Genomic DNA, 18653 nt, shown 5'->3' with positions numbered 1-18653 from the left:
TGCGGCGGGGGAAGGGTGGGTTGACTGGATTCCGACGACTGCTCGACGGGGACGGATTATACGCCCCACACCTGTGGAAAGCCTGAGGCCCGCACCTTAGGCCGGACTACAACTCTGTAATTGACAGTGGCCGTTTTTGAGGTACTCTGTTCGGCATTATCCCCCAATGGTTCAACAAGTAAGCGGCCGCCTGCCGCAACCAGAGCGGTGGCGATAGCCCCGGGGTCATATGCGTCTCATCCGAGTCCTTCTCTGCGGCGCGATGCTGGCAGCACCGCTGGCCGCCCAGGAATTAACCAGCCGCGACCAGGAACAAACTCAGCAAGCGCCTCAGCAGCCGACGTCCCCGTTGCAGGAGCCGGCCAAGCCCTCCGAGGCCGAGCTCAACAAGCCCAAGGCCGCGACGTTTGAAGTGGGCAACGCCGTCGCCGCCGGCAGCGACCAGGAGGTCGGCGAGATCCGGCTGATGACCCGCGCCACCGAAATCGGCGGCGACAAGACCCGCTCGTTCCGCGTAGACGGCCAGAACAACCTGGGCGAGTTCAATTACTTCATGGACCGCCGTTTCCTGGTGACGCGCCGCATGCAGGTGCTCACCATGTTCCGGGCCACCGACGACGCCAGCATCGATCCTGAGCACAACAGCCTGCAAAAGGCGTATCTGCGCTTCTACGGCCCGCGCGACGAGTACATCTTCGGCGACTCGCTGGTCAGCCTCTCGCGCCTGACGTTCAATCAGAACATCAAGGGCGTGAACGCTTCCTGGAAGTTCAACGACGTCTGGAAACTCACCACCATCGGCGGCGCATTCGTGGACCGCTACGGCTCGTTCTACAAGGAGCTGTGCACCGCCAGCGTGACCACCGGCTGCCTTCCCGGACGGCCGTACACCTCGCTGGTCTCGGGCTTCCGGTTGGAACGCAAGGTCGGTCGCGAAAACACCTTCGGCCTTAACTTCTCGTCCAGCGATGATCGCGTGGATACGCTGCCACCGGCGACGCTGGGCACGCCGCCGCTGCCCGCGAGCAACCGCGTGTTCAGCTTCGACGGCAAAGTGCAGCGTCCCGGCTTCCGCATGGAGGGTGAGATTGCCGCGTCCAGCACCGACTTCGATACGCGCAGCTCGGCCAGCTGTCCCGCGCCGTGTGACGACCGCATTCCGCAGGCGGGACTCGGCTATCAGGGCGATTGGGGCGGACGCCTGGAAAGCAGCTGGCGTCGAGGCAAGTTCAACCTGCGCGGCTCCTACACCAGGTACGAACCGAATTTTGCTTCCATCAATGCGCGCCAGATCGCCGACCTTCAGGATTCGGTGCTGCGCGCCTCCTATGACGTGCTCGACTGGCTCACCCTGGACAGCACCGTTCGGCGCTCCAACGACGACCTGAAACAGCAGCTCCAGTTCGAGACGCGCCTGCTGCAGCCCGAAGTCCGCTTCGTCGTGCACGACCTGGGCTTCTACCGCCGCGGGCTGCTCGAGTTCGGCTACCGCCAGCGAAACGTTGACGCCTTCGCCTTCACGGGCAACTGCGCCAACGGCGCCACCGATTGCCGCGTGGAGCGCTTCGTGCGCATTCCGTTCGCCGAGCTGACGATTCCGTATCATTCCACCTTCCTGACGGTTGGCTGGGAGCGCCGGCAGGCGGTGGACCTGATCGACGCAAGCCAAACTTCGAACACGAACCGCTGGTACGCCAGCCTGCGCGGTGTCTACGACCTGGGCGGATGGCACATCAACCCGAACATGCGCATCGAGCTGGAACGCCAGGCGCAGCGCCCGCGCATCGGCCAGACCACGACGCCGCTGGAATTCCTGCTCGACTACGACTCCAACCGCCTGGCGATCGTGGGCTTCTACGTGGAGCCGCCGAAGTGGTTCATCATGGAGGCGAGCTATCGCTCCAGCTCCGCCACGCTGCCGGCGCTTTCGCCGACGGGGCTTACGCTGGTTCCGGCGGGATACAGCCGCCCGAGCTACAAGACGGCGCTCACCTACAAGTGGCTCAACGACGAGAACACGACGATTACCTTTGCTTTTGAGCGCAACAGCAACTTCTACCGGAACTCCCCCAACTTCGATGAGCGGTCGTTCGGTGTGACCCTCGTGTACAAGTTTGGGCGGCGCGGCAAATGAGTCCCCTAGCCAGGCTGCTCGCTCCGCTGAAAGAAAAAGCGGTGAAGACGTTCGAGCGCATTCCCGCGCGCCGCGTCGAAGTGGGACTCGCCGTCGCAATGACGCTGGTGGGCCTGGGCGTGTACGCGTTCGTGGCCACCGGGACGCGCGGCACGATCTTCGGATTTCTTCAGAACGTGGAACAGCGCTCGCTGGACGCGCTGTTCAAGAGCCGCGGCCCGCGCGAGCATGATCCGCGAATCGTCATCATCGGCATTGACGATGTAACGCTGCAAAAGGTCGGCGCCTGGCCGATCCCGCGCAGCGGCTACGCTAGGCTGATTGACCGGCTCAAGGAAGGCGGCGCCGCCGTCGCGGCATTCGACGTCAGCTTTCCCACGCCCGAGAAAAACTCCGCCACCGACGCGCTGAACAAACTGCGGGCCGAGCTGGGCGCGGCCGCGCCCGCCACCGTGCTCGACAAGATCCGCGAGATCGAGCGCAGCAGCGACAACGATGCCATCCTGGCCGGGTCGCTCAAGCGCGCCGATAACGTCATCCTGGGCCACAGCTTCCTCGATCCCGAGGGCATCAAGCGCACCAACGAGAAGGCGATCGAGGAGTACTACAACATCCTCTGGGGCCATCCCTTCGCGCAGATGGTGAAGGTTGACGACAGGAACCAGTTCGATCCGCGCGTTGCCTGGCAGAGGGGAGGCGGCCTGGTCGCGCAGGGTGTGCTGCCGAACATGAGCCTGCTCGCAGAGGCGTCAAAGTCATACGGCTTTTACGACGTGAATCCCGATTCCGACGGCACGGTGCGCCACGCCACGCTACTCATTCTCTACAAGGACCGTGAGTGGTATCCGTCGCTGCCGCTGGAGACGCTGCGCGTCGCCGAAGACATCAAGCCGCAATCCACCGTGGGCTACATGGCCGACTCGGGCCTGGAGCGCATCGAGATGGGCCCGCACAAGTTCTTCACCGCGCCCGACGGAACGGTGCTCATCAACTTCGCCGGCCCGTTCCAGACCTACCAGCATTACTCGATGGGCGACGTGATTGACGGCACCGTGCCGGCCTCGACCTTCAAGGACAAGATCGTGATCGTGGGCGCCACGGCGAAGGGAATCGGCGACCTGCGCTCCACGCCATACCAGAAGCAGGACCAGGGCTACATGGGGGTGGAGACCCACGCCAACGTGCTCGACAACCTGCTGCACAACGACGAGGCGGCGCGCGGCTTCCTGCGCCGCGGCCTCAACCAGGAGATGATCGACATCGCATTCATCCTCCTGTTCGGCCTCGGCATGGGATACGTCTTCGGCCACGTGAAGCCGCTCTATGCCACGCTTTCCGCAGCCGGCGCGCTGCTCACCTTCCTGTGGCTGGTGCGCTTCGCATTCGTGCACTTCGGGATGTGGCTGTTTGTTGTCGTGCCGGCGTCGGTGCTCATCGCCAACTACGGCTCGATCACCAGCTACCGCATGATCTTCGAGGAGCGCGAGAAGCGGAAGGTCCGCCGCACGTTCGCGCGCTACGTCTCGCCCGGCGTCATTGCGCTCATCGAAAAAGACCCGCAGAAGTACTTCCGCGCGGGCGGCGAGACCAAAGACCTGACCATCATGTTCAGCGATATCCGGTCGTTCACGACGATCGCCGAAGGTCTCACCGCCGACGAGCTGGTGCACCTGCTGAACGAATACCTGGGCGAGATGACCGACATCCTGTTCCGCAACTGGGGCACGCTCGATAAGTACATCGGCGACGCGGTGATGGCCTTTTGGGGCTCTCCTTTCCCGCAGGATGATCACTTTGTCCGCTCGTGCCGCTGCGCGCTGGAGATGTCGGCGCGGCTGGAAGAGCTCAACCTCAAGTGGGAAGCGGAAGGCCGCAAGCAACTGGAGATCGGTATCGGAATCAACACCGGCCTGGTCAACGTGGGCAACATGGGCTCCGACAAGCGTTTTGCCTGGACGGTGATGGGCGACCCGGTCAACCTGGCGTCGCGCCTGGAGGGCCAGAACAAGGACTACCACACGGTGCGCATCGTCAGCGAATTCACCTGGACGCGCGCCAAAGACCACTTCATCTTCCGCCCGCTCGATCGCATCCGCGTGAAGGGCAAGCTGAAGCCGGTGGGCATCTACGAGCTGATGGCCTTCCCCAAAGACGCACCGCGCTACGCCGATCTGCTGGCGCAATGGGAGAGCGCGCAGCAGGCCTATTACCGCCAGGCCTGGGACGAAGCCGTGCAGAAGTTCGAAGCACTGCTCTCGCGCTATCCCGACGACGGCCCGTCGCACACCTTCCTGAAGCGCTCGCACGAGTACCTGAAGCAGGCGCCCGATCCGCAGTGGGACGGTGTTTACGTGGCGAAAAGCAAGTAGCGCCGTGGCGAAGCGGGCGCGCGACGGGCTACAATTCCGCAGCATCTCAGCCCAACCGGAGCTCGCTTCCATGATGCGCCGCCTGATCGTCTCCTTTTGCTTGCTAATCGCTGTATCGCTTGCCAATCCCGCGCTGTCGCAAGACACGCAGTCCAAGGACTCGCAGTCCAAGGAATCGCAGTCCAAGGATTCGCAGTCCAAAGACTCCAAGGACAAGAAGAAAGACGACAAGAAGAAGAAGGAGCGCAAGCAGGACGACGAACTCAACACGAGCATGTTCTCCGCCGCCGTGGCCAACGACGTGCTCGGCCTCGTGCGCGACGGCCTCGAGGGCCACAGCCAGCGCCTGATGCTCAGCGCCTTCGACCTGGAGAAGATGGATGGCGGCCTCACCTTCGAAGACCAGATTGAAGCCATGTTCCAGCGCTACGAAGGCTTCCGCGTTCACTACCGCATCCTGCAGAACTCGGTGGAGGGTGAGAAAGCGGTGGTGATGGTGCTTTTCGAAATGGAAGAGCTGCCCAAGAACGGCAACGCGCCCATCCGCAAGTCGTCGCAGGTGAAGTTCGAGATGGAGCGCGGCCGCAAAGGCTGGAAGATCACCGATTTCAGCCCGCGAGGGTTCTTCAGTTAGACACTGCGGCTCCGCGGTGAAAGATTTGGACTCCCGCAGCTATCCCGACCGCCCCATCGTCAGCGCCGGCGCGGTGATCATTGAAGACGAGCGCGTGCTGCTCGTTCGCCGTGCCACTGAACCGCTCCAAGGCGAATGGTCGGTACCGGGCGGAGCGGTGGAACTGGGCGAGACGCTGCGCGCCGCGGCCGCGCGCGAAGCACGCGAAGAATGCGGGCTCACGGTCAGAGCCACAGATGTCCTCGGTGTTTACGACAGCATCTTCCCCGACGCCAGCGGCAAACCGCAATTTCACTATGTACTGATTGATTTTCTCTGCCGCGTCACCGGCGGAGAGCTGCGCGCCTCCGGCGACGCAGCCGACGCGCGCTGGTTCGCACGCGAGGAACTGATCGCACTCAACCTTCGTCCATCCATTCTCGAGGTGATTGGCAAGGGTTTCGGCTCTTAGCCGGCAGCCAGAAGCGGGCAGCTATCGGCTGCCTTTCCCCTTCCACTCATAGGCGCCCGGCTGGCGCAGGCCGAGGTGCGCCAGCACGCGGTTGGCGAACTCGCGCGCCATCTCTTCCTGCGACGCGGGCTTGTTGTAGAAGCTGGGAATCAGGGGAAAAACGGTCGCGCCCGCGTCGGCGGCGCGATACATGTTGCGGATGTGTATTTTGTTCAGCGGCGTCTCGCGCACGCACAGCACCAACGGGCGCCGCTCCTTCAGGCAGACGTCGGCGGCGCGCTCGATCAGCCGCGAAGCGTAGCCGTGGGCGATGCGCGCCAGCGTGCCCATGCTGCACGGCAGCACAATCATGGCGTCGGCGGGATAGGAGCCGCTGGCCACGTTGGCGCCGATGTCGTCGTTGTTTTGCAGCGCGATCTTGCCAGACTTCTTCCCCAGCAGCTTGGCAATGACGTTGCTGCGGCCGCCGGTCCCGAGCTCCTCGGCAAAGACGCGCAGCGCGTTGTCGGACGGGATGAAGTTCACGGTCTGGACGCGCTCGTCTTCTTCGAGTGCCCGGAGCAGTTCGCGGGTAAACAGGGAGCCGCTGGCGCCGGTGGCGGCCACGGTAAGGTTCTGGGGTGCTGCGCTCATCGAAATTCGCATCCAACTGTAGCAGAAGCCGTTTGCGGCCACGCGCCGGCAGCCGCGGGCGTGTGACGCGGCCGCGAACCGACCCGGCTTTTGCCTCGCCGACGCTCGCCAGCATGGCCTCGCAGGTGACAATCCGGATGCGGCGCAGCGCCGCCGAGCGCCATGCGCTGGTCCAGGTGGAGCGCGCCATCCGCAGCAGCGATTCGCATACTCGCCGAAAATACATACGGGAGTACGCAGAGGCTTTTCCAAGCTACGAGAGTGTCCTCACGCCGGCGCAGCTGCAAAACGCGCTGCTCAGCTCGGGCGTCGTGCTGATCGGTGATTACCACGCCTTGCCGGCCTCGCAGCGCCTGGCATGCGCGCTGCTCGAGCAGCTCGAGGCCGCGCGGGCGCGTCCGGTGGTCCTGGGCCTCGAAACGGTCTTCTCCCGTGACCAGGCCGCGCTCGATGAATGGATGCGCGGCGAAGTCGACGAAGCCGAACTGCGCGACCGCATCCGCTTCGACCTTGACTGGGGTTATGACTGGCAACCGCTGCTGGCGCTCCTGGAAAGCGCGCGCCGGCACGCTGCCGGACTTTACGGGCTGGATTGCATGCCGCGCGACGATTTGCGCCGCATCAGCGCCCGCGACCGCCACGCCGCCGCCAAGCTGGCGGAAATACGCGCACGGCATCCCGATGCGATTGTGCTGGTCCTGTTTGGCGAGTCACACCTGGCGCCGTCACATCTGCCCGCCGAAGTCCGCTCGCGGCTTCCCGGGGAGCGCGTCTTCACCGTGCTGCAGAATGTGGACGCTCTCTATTGGCAGGCCACAGGCGAGCGGCGCGAGCGTGTGGAAGCAGTGCGCGTGGCGCCTGACGTGGCCTGCGTCTTCACGGCAACGCCGCTGGAGAAGTACGAAAGCTACCGGCTGTGCATCGAGCGCTGGCGACAGGACACTGCCCCGCCCGACTTTGCGCCCACGTTCTACAACCTGGTGGATGCGCTGCTGCGCTTCTTCAACATCGACCGCTACTCGCCGCAGACCGGCGCCCGGGCGCAATTTCTGGTGGACCTGCTGCCCGCGGTGTCGGCTCGCTCAGGGAACGACGAGGTCCGCAGCCGCATGCTGCGCACCGGCGCGTCAGAGTCTGGAGTTCGCGAAGCGCTCGATCGACTTGCGGAGCGCGGCAGTTTCTACGTGCCGGCCCTGAACACTTTGTTCGTGCGCAACTTTCAGCTTGCGCATGGCTCCGAGGACGCGGCCCGCTTTCTCCATCATGCCTGCAGTGGGTCCCTCGCGGTCCGCACGGCTGCCGGCGATCTTGGCCCGGAGGACACGTTTTACGTGCGCACCATGGAGCACGCGCTGGCCGACTTTGCCGCGCGCGTGCTCTATCCCGCGCGGCCGATTGTGCGTGAGCAGGACCTTTACGCGCTCTACACACAAACGCGCGAGGCGGTGGAAGAGCAGGGAATCTGCACCTATCGTGAATACATGCACGTGGCCGATTTTCTGGTGATGCACAAGGACTACGAGAGCAACCTGAGCGCGTATCTCGACGTGCCGCCGCTGATGCGCGAGGGCGTACTCCTTCCCGGTGCGCGCGGCCGCTTTGCGGCTGAGATGCTCGGCAAGCTGCTGGGCAGCCAGCTCTACAGCGCCTATGTCGCCGGACGCGTGCGCAAGCGCTTCCTGCGCAGCCTTTATTGCCGCGCGCTGCACCAGCCCGGCGCCGCGCGGACCGCGTACTTCGTCGCCGTCCGCCGCACCCGCATGCCGAAGAAAAAAGTGCTTGCGGCTTGATTCTCTTCGTGTCCTTTGTGTGATGCTTTTGCCTTTTCTCGCCGGCGGCCGCCCGTTTGCGCTTGCAAGTTGAAGCTCGAAACTCGAAACTGGAAACGTGAAACGCGAAACCCGGCTTTCATGACTGCCGACCAGATCAAGCGGCTCTTTCAGCAGGTCCGCGCCGGCAAGCTTTCGCCCGACGAGGCCGTCGCGCGCCTGCGTCACCTGCCCTTTGAGGACATCGGCTTCGCCAAAGTGGACCACCATCGCACGTTGCGCGCCGGCATGCCTGAGGTGATCCTGGCGCAGGGCAAGACGCCCAAGCAGGTGGCCGGCATTTTCGCGCGCATGGCGCAGCACCAGGTCAACGTGCTGGCTACGCGCGCCACGGCGGACCACTTTGCCGCGGTGCGCAGGCTCGTTCCCCGCGCCGAGTATCGCGAACTGGCGCGCGCCATCGTTTTGCGGAAGCAGAAGCGGCGCTATGGCAAGGGCGTGATCGCGGTGGTTTCGGCGGGCACCGGCGATATTCCGGTGGCCGAAGAGGCGCTCGTCACCGCCGAGGTGATGGGCAACAGCGTGCAGCACATTTATGACGTGGGCGTGGCCGGCATCCATCGATTGTTCGCCAGCCGCGCCGCGTTGACTAAAGCGCGCGTGGTGATCGTGTGCGCCGGCATGGAGGGGGCCCTGCCCAGCGTAGTGGGCGGACTGGTGAGCGCACCGGTCATCGCCGTGCCCACCAGCGTCGGCTATGGCGCTTCTTTCGACGGGCTGGCGGCGCTGCTCGGCATGCTCAACTCCTGCGCCTCCAACGTCAGCGTGGTGAACATCGACAACGGGTTTGGCGCCGGTTACGTGGCCAGCATGATCAATCGGCTGTAGACCGCAACCCGCGCGGATTCAATCACATCCCACGTAAGAGCCCATTCTGAGAGAAAAAGCATCCGTGGCGATGGGCCGAAATCTATGTGTGGCAACACACATCCCGCGGCGCGGAAGGAGGCTGCGGGAGGGAGGCAGGCTCAGATGGATCTACGAATCTCCCGCAGTCCCGAACTCGGACTTGCGCCGCTGCGCGCAGTCCTGGGAATCGTGTTCGTGGCGCACGGCTGGCAGATGTTGTTTGTCTGGGGTCACGCGGCCGTGGCGGCCGGAATGGCCAAGTCCGGAATTCCGTTTCAGGACCTGTCGGCGTGGTTGCTGTCGTTGACGCAATTCCTCGGCGGAGCGCTCCTGCTGCTCGGGCTGTTCGCGCGTATTGCCGCGCTGCCCGTGGCCTTCAGCATGGCGGTCGCGTTCTTTCAGGTGCACCTGAAGAACGGGTTTTTCATTCAAAAGGGGGGAGTCGAGTTCGTGCTGGTCTTGTTCGTTGCCCTGCTGACGGTGGCCATCGCCGGACCCGGAGCCTTCGCGCTCGACAACGTGCTTGGGCGTACTCGGAGACCGGTCGAGCGCGGTGAAGTACGTCTGCGGCCGACGGCCTGAGGTTGCGGCCGGGACCGTCCTTCAGCGGCGGCGCTTCTTGTTGCGCCGCCGGCTGCCGGTTGGCTGGCTGCTCGCCTGAGCCGTGGCCGGGGCGGGCAGCGGCCCGAAAACCCGCTGGAAAATCGCGTCCACGTTGCGCAGTTGCCGCTTCAGGTCGAAGGCCCGTTCGATTTGCTGGCGGGAAAGCCGCCGCGCGACCTCCGGGTCGCGCTCAATGAGCTGCCGAAAGTTCAGCCCTTCATTCCATGCCCGCATGGCGTGGCGCTGCACGATGCGATACGCCTGCTCGCGCAGCACGCCTGCCTCCACCATGTCGAGCAGCAACTGTCCGCTGAACACCAGACCGCCAGTGCTGTTCAGGTTGGCCAGCATGCGCTGCGGATACACCACCAGCCGCTCGACCAGCGCGGCGGTCTTGTCCAGCAGGTAGTCGGCAACGATCGTCGAGTCGGGCAGGACCACGCGCTCGACCGACGAGTGCGAGATGTCGCGCTCGTGCCATAGCGCGACATTTTCCAGAGCGGATTGCGTGTTGCCGCGCAGCAGGCGCGCCAGGCCGCAAATCTGCTCGCTGGTGATCGGGTTGCGCTTGTGCGGCATGGCCGACGAGCCCTTCTGCTTTTCGCTGAAATATTCCTCCGCCTCGCGCACTTCCGTCCGCTGCAGATGGCGGATTTCGGTGGCAATTGTCTCGAGCGTCGTTCCGATCATGGCCAGCGTGGCCACGTAGGCGGCGTGGCGGTCGCGCTGGATGACCTGTGTCGAGATGTTCGCCGGCCTCAGTCCCAGCCGCGCGCAAATCGCCTCTTCCAGCGCGGGATCGAGATGTCCGAAGTTGCCGACCGCTCCGGAGAACTTGCCCACGCGCATCTCGTCGGCGGCGCGGGTGAAGCGCGCGATGTCGCGCTGCACCTGGGCGTACCAGTTGGCGAGCTTCAGCCCAAACGTGATCGGCTCAGCGTGGATGCCGTGTGTACGCCCGATCTGCGGCGTGTTCTTGAACTCGAACGCGCGGCGCCGCAAGACCCCGGCGAGGCGCTTCAGTCCGTCGGCGATGATGTCGGAGGCCTCGCTGAGCTGGATCGCCTGCGCCGTGTCCACCACGTCGTTGGAGGTAAGACCGTAGTGCAGCCAGCGCGACTCGGGGCCGATCTTTTCCGCGACCGCCGTGGTGAAAGCGATCACGTCGTGCCGCACCTCGGCCTCGATCTGCTGAATGCGGGCGAGATCGAAGTCGCCCTTTTCGCGAATGGCGCGGGCCGCCGATTTGGGCACTTTGCCGGCCTCGGCCAGCGCTTCGGTGGCTGCAATCTCCACCCGCAGCCAGGTGCGGAACTTGTTTTCGTCGGTCCAGATGCGCCCCATGGCGGGGCGGGTGTAGCGCGCGATCACGCCGTCTCCTCTCCGGTCGCGTCCCGATGCAGCACTGGAACCCTTGATTGTACCGGCTGCGTTGCGCGCGGCCAAATTCGGGCAGATCGGCGAATGCATGCGTCTCGGGCCGCCGGGGTGACACGCGGCACGGAGGAGTGGTGATCTTTTTGAATATATCGTGATACGATATATATCACTTGTGACCGCGAGCCTCACCGCTTCCGACTACCGCGCACTTGCCGGCTTCCGCTACGAACTGCGCCGCTTCCTGCACTTCAGTGAGAAAGCGGCGCGTGCTGCGGGCCTGGAGCCCCAGCAGCACCAGCTGCTGCTGGCCGTGAAAGGCCTGGGCCCGGGCAAGGCGTCCATCAGGGCCATCGCGGAGCGGCTTCAGATTGAGCACCACAGCGCGGTCGAGCTGATCGACCGCAGCGCGCGGCGCGGGCTGGTAAGGCGTGTTCCCGCGCGCGACGACCGGCGCCGCGTGGTGATTGCGCTCCGGCCGCCGGCGTTGCGGGTGCTGCGCCGGCTCACACTGCACCATCGCGAAGCGCTGCGGCAGGCCGCCCCGGCGCTGGTCAGCATTTTGCGCGCACTCACCCGGCGCTCGAGCCGCCGAACGGGGCAACCACACGGAGACACGTTTGCGAGGTCCGAAAGCTGACATGGATTCCGCCACCCGACCCGCGCCATCTGAATCCCGCGCCGCAGGGACCGCCATCGAAGACCTTTCCGACACGACCGGCCGTGTTCGCGACCGGCTGGTGCTGCTGTCGTTCCTGGCCGCGCTCATCGGCGTGGCCGCCGGCCTGGTGGCCTACCTGCTCTACAACCTGATCGCGTTGCTCACCAACCTGGTGTTCTACCATCGCGTCTCGCTCGAGCTGGTCAGCCCGCGCGACAACACCCTGGGCGCGCTGGTCATCGTGGTTCCCGTCATGGGCGGGCTGGTCGTCGGCCTGATGGCCAAGTACGGTTCGTCGAAGATTCGCGGACACGGCATTCCCGAGGCGATGGAGGCGGTGCTTGTTTCCCGCAGCCGGATCGAGCCGAAGGTCGCGATCCTGAAGCCGGTATCGGCAGCGATCGCCATTGGGACGGGCGGGCCGTTCGGCGCCGAAGGGCCCATCATTCAGACGGGCGGCGCGCTCGGCTCTCTGGTGGGGCAATTGCTGCACGTCACCGCCGCGGAGCGAAAAGTACTGCTGGCGTGCGGCGCGGCGGCCGGCATGGCCGCGACCTTCAGCACGCCGATTGCGGGCGTGATCCTGGCGATCGAGCTGCTGCTTTTCGAATTCAAATCACGCTCGTTCATTCCGCTGGTGATTGCGAGCACGCTGGCCACCAGCGTCCACGTCATGCTGCTTGGCCCGGGGCCGATGTTCACGGTGGGCAGCCTCGACTTCGGCATCCCGCGCGCATTGCCAATGTACGTTGTGCTCGGCCTGATCTGCGGGCTTGCCGCCGTGGGCTTCAGCAAGGTGCTTTACTGGACGGAAGACCTGTTCGAAAAGCTCCCGCTCGATCCCATGTGGTGGCCTGCCATCGGCGCGCTCGGCTTGGGCGTGATCGGCTACTTCGTCCCGCGCGTGCTCGGCGTCGGGTACGACACGATCTCCGACATCCTCAACGGCAGCCTGCCACTCAAAGCGCTGCTCGCCGTGGCGTTCTTCAAGTCGCTTGCCCTGGTGGTTTCGCTGGGCTCGGGGACGTCGGGTGGCCTGCTGGCGCCCATGTTCATGGCCAGCGCGGCCATGGGCGGCGCCTACGCGATGGGAATGAACCGCGCGTTTCCCAGCCTGCACGCGCAGCCGGGCGCCTACGCGCTGGTCGCGATGGGCGCGGTGTTCGGCGCGGCTTCGCGCGCGGCATTCGCGTTCATCATCTTCGCCTTCGAGATCACGCGCGACTACAACGCGGTGTTGCCGCTCATGCTGGTCACGGTAATCGCCGACGGTGTCGCTCTATTGCTGAGCCGCACTTCGATCATGACGGAAAAGCTGGCGCGCCGCGGGCTGCGCATCCACACCGACTATGAGGCCGATGTGTTGCAGCAGGTCACGGTGGGCGAAGTCATGTCACGCGAGGCGCCGTGCGTCCCCGAGGGCATGACGGTCGCCGAACTCAGCCGGCGCATCACCGAACGCGATCCCGAAGTGACCGCGCATCACGGCCTTCCCGTAGTGGATTCCAACGGATTGCTCTGCGGCATCATTACCCGCGGCGATCTGCTGCGGGCGCTCGACTCGCATCCTTCGGGCGAGGTCACCGTCGGCGAGGTGGGCCGCAAGCTTGTGGTCGTCACCTATCCCGACGAAACGCTGCACGAGGCGCTGCACAAGATGCTGGAGCGCGGCGTGGGCCGCCTGCCGGTGATGGACCGCCGCGCGCCAGGACGCGTGATCGGATACCTGGGCCGGCCTCAGGTGCTGCAGGCGCGCATGCGCCGCCTGCATGAAGAGCACGTGCGCGAGCCCGGCTGGATGCCGCGCCTGGCGCGCTCACAGCGATAGTTGCAATCCTGGCGCCTGCCGGGCGTTCGTGCCTGGCGCAACGATGCTTACTTCGCCGCGACGGTCGCGCTGTTGGCCGGCTGCACTTTTTCCAGCAGCGGCCGGAGCACGTTCGCCGAGATGCCCAGCGTTCCGCCCGAAAAGCCATCCAGATAGGCGGTGTTGATGCCGACTACTTCGCCGCGCGCATTGAACACGGGTGCGCCGCTGGCGCCGCGCGCCGTGCTGGCGTCGTAGAGCAGCTTATCGCCGACCACGTCGCCGATGTGTCCCTGGGTCGCGGAGGGACGAATCAACGCCAGCGACGAAAGCCTGCGCGCCGCGGCCAGCTCATCGGGCGCGCGCGAGGCTTGCCGGGAGACAAGCTTCGGCGATTTTGCCAGCAAGCCTTCGAGGCCCATGGGATAGCCAAGCACGAGCACCGCGTCGCCGGGCTCGGGCGCATTGGCGGCGATCTGCAGGGGAGGCGGCGCGCCCCCCGCCGGCGGAACAAAGTGGGCGAGCGCCACGTCATTGCCCGGCGCCGGCGTCACCTGCGTCAGCTCCAGCGGCGCGCGCAGCCCGGGGAAAAACGCCAGCAGGCGCTCCAGCTTCGGGCGGCCGCCGTGCACGCGCAGCACTTCGGCCTCTTCGTCGCCCCACCACGGCTCGGCCACGTGGCGGTTGGTCGCGATCCAGCCCTCCGCCGCAACGAATCCCGTGCCCGAGAGGTGCATGCGCGGCGGCTGCATCCAGCGCGAAACCCCGTCGAAGCGGTACACGGCGTACACGTAGCAGATGGAATTGCGGTGCCGGCTCAGGATGTGCGCCGGCATGTCACGCTGCTGCTCAAGCTGCCGCACTTCGGCGGAGAGCTGCGCGATGCGTTGCTCCAGCGGGCCGGTGGGTGGTGTCGATGGCGCGACCGAGAAGAGGCTGGTGAGTCCAATGGCGACCGTGGCCGCCACCGCTCCCTGGCGGGCAAGACTGAGTAGACCGTGCACAACTGCTCTCTTGCCGCTTCACTGTTGTGCCGATCGGTCACGCCTGAAAAGTCCCTTTGCAGGTTCCCGTCACTCGTGTTCGGCCCGGCCGTCAGGCGCGGCTCGCGTCCGCCTCTGGCAAACGCTCAACCATGTTGGTTTCGCGGGAAAGTTGGCGGGATGTCTGGGACGGCTGCCGCCCATGGCCGGGCGCATTGCACGTGAGGCAACCCGGCTGACGCGGAGTTGAGCGCGACCAGGCGACAACAAACGTTCACAAAAGCAGTCAGCCGCCGTGGTGAGCGGCGGCTGATTTGCCAGCGCGTTGGGATGCGGCCTACTCGGCGGTGTAGAGCAGCACGCCGTCGGTCTTCTCTTCGCCGACCGGGCGGTAGAAGAGGCGGTCGTTGCCCTCCAGGTAGACCTCGATGAACGCGGGCCGCGTCAGGATCGAGCCCTGGATGAGCGCTTCCGAGAGCGGGTCTTCGATGTACTTCTGCAAGGCCCTGCGCAGCGGACGCGCGCCGTAGTTGCGGTCCACGATGGTTTTGTCGAGGATCCACTTCTTGGCTTCCTCGGTGACCGTGATGGTGATCGACTTCTGCGCCAGGTTCTGGTTGAGCTGCTGCACCATGAGCTCCAGGATCTGGATCAGGTCCTGCTCGGTCAGGGCGTTGAAGATGATCACTTCGTCGAGGCGATTGAGGAACTCGGGGTTGAAGGTGCGCTTCACCTCGTTCTTCACCATGTCCTCGACCTTGGTCGAGATGACGTCTTCCTTCTCGGTCTGGAAGCCGAGGCCAGTGCGCTTCTGCAGGTGGCGCGCGCCGATGTTCGACGTCATGACAAGAATCGTGTTCTTGAAGTCCACGGTGTTGCCCAGGCCGTCGGTGAGCTGGCCGTCTTCAAACACCTGCAACAGGATGTTGAACACGTCCGGGTGCGCCTTCTCGATTTCGTCGAGCAGGACGACCGAGTAGGGCGCGCGCTTCACGCGCTCGGTGAGCTGGCCGCCCTCTTCGTAGCCCACGTATCCCGGGGGCGAGCCGATGAGCTTGCTGACCGAGTGCTTCTCCATGAATTCCGACATGTCGAAGCGGATCAGCGACTTCTCGCTGCCGAACAGGAACTGCGCCAGCGTGCGCGCGACTTCCGTCTTGCCCACGCCCGTAGGACCGAGGAACAGGAACGAGCCGATCGGCCGGTTGGGCGACTTCAGGCCGGCGCGCGAGCGCCGGATGGCGCGCGCCAGCGCCGAAATGGCGCGCTCCTGCGAGATCACGCGCTTGTGCAGTTCTTCCTCGATGCGCAGCAGCTTCTTGCTCTCTTCTTCCTTGATCGAGGCGATGGGCACGCCCGTCCAGCGCGAAACCACGTCTTCAATGTCTTCGCGGTTCACCACGCCGGTGGACGATTCATCGAGGTGATACTTTTCGCGCAGCGCGCGCAGGTTTTCGCGCTCCTTGCGCTCCTCGTCAGAGTAGAAACGCGCCTTCTCGAACTCGTGGTTCGCGATGGCGTTCTCCATGCGGTGCACGATGAACTTGATCCGCTTCTGAACTTCGGTGATCTCGTCGGGCAGCGAAGTCTGGCGCAGCTTCACGCGCGCGCCGGCTTCGTCGATCAGGTCGATTGCCTTGTCGGGCAGGAAGCGGTCGGGGATATAGCGGTTCGAATGCGCCACGCTGAAGTTGATGGCTTCGTCGGTGTAGCTGACGGCGTGGAACTTCTCGTAGCGGTCCTTGATGCCGTAAAGGATCTTCACCGCATCGCCTTCGTTCGGCGGCGGAACTTTGACCGACTGGAAGCGCCGCTCCAGCGACCGGTCTTTCTCGATGCTCTTGCGGTATTCGCCCGGCGTGGTCGCGCCAATGCACTGGATCTCGCCGCGCGACAGCGCCGGCTTCAGGATGTTGGCAGCGTCGAGCGAGCCTTCGGCCGAACCGGCGCCCACCAGCGTGTGCAGCTCGTCAATGAAGATGATGGCGTTCTGGTTCTCCATCAGTTCCTTCATGATGGTCTTCAGCCGCTCTTCGAATTGTCCGCGGTACTTGGTGCCGGCCACGATGAGCGAGAGGTCGAGCGCCAGGATGCGCTTGTCGGCCAGGAACGACGGCACCTCGCCGTCGGCAATGCGCTGTGCCAGGCCTTCCACAATGGCCGTCTTGCCCACGCCCGGCTCGCCGATCAGCACCGGGTTGTTCTTGGTGCGGCGGCAGAGGATCTGGACCACGCGCTCCAGCTCCTGCTCGCGTCCCACGAGCGGATCGAGCTGCGTGTCCATGGCGGCCTGGGTCAGGTCGCGTGAAAATTCCGAGAGCAGGGAAGACTCGCGCGAACGCTGCGGCGCGCTCTTCTCCTGCGTGCTGCGCGCCAGCTCTTCGCGGATGGTCGAGAGGCGCAGCCCGCGCTCATGCAGGATTTCCGCCGCGAAGCACTTCTCTTCTCTCAGTAACCCCAAAAGCAGGTGTTCGGTCCCGATGTGCTTGTGCGAAAGCCGCTCCGCCTCTTCGGCGGCATAGGCGAGCACGCGCTTGCATTCGTTGCTAAGAGGAAGATCAACCGAGGTGGAAACCTTCTCCCGAATCGTGGTGTGGCCCTCGATCTGCTTCCGGATGTTTTCTACCGACGCGTGGCTGCGCAGGAAACGGTTCGTCAGCGCCTTGTCTTCACGCAGCAGGCCGAGCAGCAGGTGCTCGGTCTCGATGTACGGAGAGCCGAACTGGCTGGCTTCGTAGCGCGCGAAGAAAATTACGCGTCTCGCCTTTTCCGTGTAGCGTTCAAACATGAATCCCTCTTCCGGAAGCCCTCCGGGCCCCCCCGACCTTGCCCGGCCCCTTCCTTGCCCTGTGCCTCTCCCTGAATCACCAAGGACGCGCCGTCACAGCGGGCCCGTCCAACAAGTGCGACAACCGGCCGGCTTCGCTGGTTGGCGACTCCAACCGGGCAAACTCTCTTTGTCCCTTCGCCGGCGGCTTCATCTTGCCAAGCCGCTCAAGCGGGAAGCGATTCCGGCTCAACTTCCTCAAGGCGTCCGGCGGCGGCGGCCGGTCCCGCTCCCGAGGAGGGGACAAGGCGCAACACGCGCGAACAGCGCCGCGCGAACGCAAGATTATGTGTGGCTATGAGGGAGGTAAGCCGGTGGTCGCGATGTAACCTGGCGATCAAATCAAATACCGCCTCGGCCGTTCTGCCATCCAGATCGCCGGTCGGCTCATCGGCCAGAAGCAGCTGCGGCCCCGTCACCAGCGCCCGGGCAATGGCAACGCGTTGCTGCTCACCGCCGCTCAGCTCACCGCTTTTATGGTGCGCCCGCGGCAGCAACCCCACTTCGCCGATCCACTTCTGCGCCTGTGTGTTGGCCCCGGACGCCGCCAGCCCCCTCAACAGCAAGGGCATGGCCACGTTTTCCAGGGCCGTAAACTCCGGCAGCAGATAGTGGAACTGCCAGACGTATCCAATTTCGCGATTTCGAAAATCGGCGGCTTCATCGTCTGAGAGCGATTTCAGCCGCTTTTGCGCGCAGTATACGTCACCTTCCGAAGGCCTATCAAGCAGCCCGAGGATGTGCAACAAGGTACTTTTGCCGCTCCCGGACTCGCCGACGATGGCCACCATCTCTCCCTTCGCCACGCGAAAGGACAAGTTGTCAAAGACCACGAGTTCCGACGTGCCGGAGCGGTATACCTTCCGCAATCGCTCCGCCCGCAGGATGTCTCCCTGTTCCATTGGATGCAGCGGTTATCCTTTGCGATACATTGCGCCGCGTCCCCTGGGGTTCCGCAATATTGCGGAGCTTACAACCTTTCTACCCTACAGACGCGGGTTTGACGCTGGCCTGCCGCTCGGCAGTGCTGTCCGAAGGTTACCAAAGTGATAGCAGGAAAGGCTGGATTTTGAGGGCAGTTTTCGGCCTCGGCGCTCAGTCCGAGAGCGCGCTGATCGTGACGTAGTATCCGTCCGGGTCCCGGAGTGAAAATTCCCTGGTTCGAGTGTTCGGATTCACGTGCGGCTCCTCTTCGAACCGCGTGACGAGAGCGCGCGCTCTTTTCAGTGCCAGGTCGAAATCGTCGACGCGGAAGAACAACAGCAGCCCGTTGCCGGGTGGCGCCTCGTCCGGACTCATCAAAGGGGGATGATCGTGCGCGCCCCACTGGTGAAGACAGAGCAAGACGGTTCCATCCGTATCCAGGATCTGACCAAAGTGGTCATGGTTCGGAGGCGTCTCGGGCTGGCCAAAGAGCGCCTGGTACCACTTGCAGCTTCGCGGCACGTCCCTTACGCCAATAATCGTCCAAGTGCGTTTCATCGCGTTTCCGTTCT

15 protein-coding genes are annotated in these 18653 nt (G+C 64.5%); 9 read left to right on the top strand and 6 right to left on the bottom strand.

Features of this window, described 5'->3' with window-relative positions:
- Window positions 1–262 precede the first annotated feature (262 nt).
- The 4 genes from VFA60_01815 (at window position 263) to VFA60_01800 (ending at window position 5588) form a co-directional block, all read left to right on the top strand.
- A complete protein-coding gene (locus VFA60_01815) occupies window positions 263–2134 on the top strand; it encodes a hypothetical protein (protein HZQ90510.1) in 1872 nt (623 codons plus the stop codon).
- Window positions 2131–4503, top strand: coding sequence for an adenylate/guanylate cyclase domain-containing protein (locus tag VFA60_01810; protein HZQ90509.1), 2373 nt, complete (start codon window positions 2131–2133; stop codon window positions 4501–4503). The genes VFA60_01815 and VFA60_01810 overlap by 4 nt, the downstream gene beginning before the upstream one ends.
- 70 nt (window positions 4504–4573) lie before the next feature.
- On the top strand, window positions 4574–5137 hold the full coding sequence (locus tag VFA60_01805) for a hypothetical protein (protein ID HZQ90508.1): 564 nt from the start codon (window positions 4574–4576) through the stop codon (window positions 5135–5137).
- A 25-nt stretch (window positions 5138–5162) separates the two neighbouring features.
- Complete coding sequence (locus VFA60_01800) at window positions 5163–5588, top strand: NUDIX hydrolase (protein ID HZQ90507.1); 426 nt, start codon at window positions 5163–5165, stop codon at window positions 5586–5588.
- 21 nt (window positions 5589–5609) lie between these two features.
- Here the strand turns inward: VFA60_01800 and VFA60_01795 are convergent, their stop codons facing one another.
- A complete protein-coding gene (locus VFA60_01795; protein ID HZQ90506.1) occupies window positions 5610–6221 on the bottom strand; it encodes a UbiX family flavin prenyltransferase in 612 nt (203 codons plus the stop codon).
- 113 nt (window positions 6222–6334) lie between these two features.
- Here VFA60_01795 and VFA60_01790 point away from each other — a divergent pair, with 113 nt between their 5' ends.
- From VFA60_01790 to VFA60_01780, 3 genes are all read left to right on the top strand, one after another.
- Window positions 6335–8011 carry a ChaN family lipoprotein gene (locus VFA60_01790; protein ID HZQ90505.1) on the top strand — a complete coding sequence of 559 codons (1677 nt, stop codon included), beginning with the start codon at window positions 6335–6337 and terminating at the stop codon, window positions 8009–8011.
- Between the two features lie 120 nt (window positions 8012–8131).
- Window positions 8132–8878: a nickel pincer cofactor biosynthesis protein LarB gene (gene larB, locus VFA60_01785; GenBank protein ID HZQ90504.1), complete on the top strand. Its 747-nt coding sequence runs from the start codon at window positions 8132–8134 to the stop codon at window positions 8876–8878.
- Window positions 8879–8962: 84 nt separating this feature from the next.
- Window positions 8963–9481, top strand: coding sequence for a DoxX family protein (locus VFA60_01780; GenBank protein ID HZQ90503.1), 519 nt, complete (start codon window positions 8963–8965; stop codon window positions 9479–9481).
- 21 nt (window positions 9482–9502) lie between these two features.
- On the opposite strand, the gene purB is transcribed toward VFA60_01780, so the two are convergent.
- Window positions 9503–10873, bottom strand: a complete 1371-nt coding sequence (purB, locus tag VFA60_01775) for an adenylosuccinate lyase (GenBank protein ID HZQ90502.1) — start codon at window positions 10871–10873, stop codon at window positions 9503–9505.
- Window positions 10874–11054: 181 nt separating this feature from the next.
- On the opposite strand from purB, the gene VFA60_01770 reads away from it, so the two are divergent.
- Together VFA60_01770 and VFA60_01765 are read left to right on the top strand one after the other, a co-directional pair.
- On the top strand, window positions 11055–11519 hold the full coding sequence (locus tag VFA60_01770) for a helix-turn-helix domain-containing protein (protein HZQ90501.1): 465 nt from the start codon (window positions 11055–11057) through the stop codon (window positions 11517–11519).
- A gap of 1 nt (window position 11520) precedes the next feature.
- Complete coding sequence (locus VFA60_01765; protein HZQ90500.1) at window positions 11521–13368, top strand: chloride channel protein; 1848 nt, start codon at window positions 11521–11523, stop codon at window positions 13366–13368.
- Window positions 13369–13415: 47 nt separating this feature from the next.
- Here VFA60_01765 and VFA60_01760 read toward each other — a convergent pair whose 3' ends face one another.
- From VFA60_01760 to VFA60_01745, 4 genes are all read right to left on the bottom strand, one after another.
- Window positions 13416–14351 (bottom strand): trypsin-like peptidase domain-containing protein, encoded by a 936-nt coding sequence (locus tag VFA60_01760; GenBank protein ID HZQ90499.1) that lies wholly within the window; start codon window positions 14349–14351, stop codon window positions 13416–13418.
- 316 nt (window positions 14352–14667) lie between these two features.
- Entirely contained in the window at window positions 14668–17118 is a 2451-nt protein-coding gene (locus tag VFA60_01755; GenBank protein ID HZQ90498.1) for an ATP-dependent Clp protease ATP-binding subunit, read from the bottom strand.
- 206 nt (window positions 17119–17324) lie between these two features.
- A complete protein-coding gene (locus VFA60_01750; GenBank protein HZQ90497.1) occupies window positions 17325–18059 on the bottom strand; it encodes an ABC transporter ATP-binding protein in 735 nt (244 codons plus the stop codon).
- 193 nt (window positions 18060–18252) lie between these two features.
- Window positions 18253–18639, bottom strand: a complete 387-nt coding sequence (locus VFA60_01745) for a VOC family protein (protein HZQ90496.1) — start codon at window positions 18637–18639, stop codon at window positions 18253–18255.
- Between the last annotated feature and the right edge of the window lie 14 nt (window positions 18640–18653).

This window comes from Terriglobales bacterium, assembly GCA_035651995.1.
Lineage (GTDB): Bacteria > Acidobacteriota > Terriglobia > Terriglobales > Acidobacteriaceae > DASRER01.
Note: the sequence above shows the minus strand (reverse complement) of the source record. Positions and strands in the feature narration are given on the sequence as shown.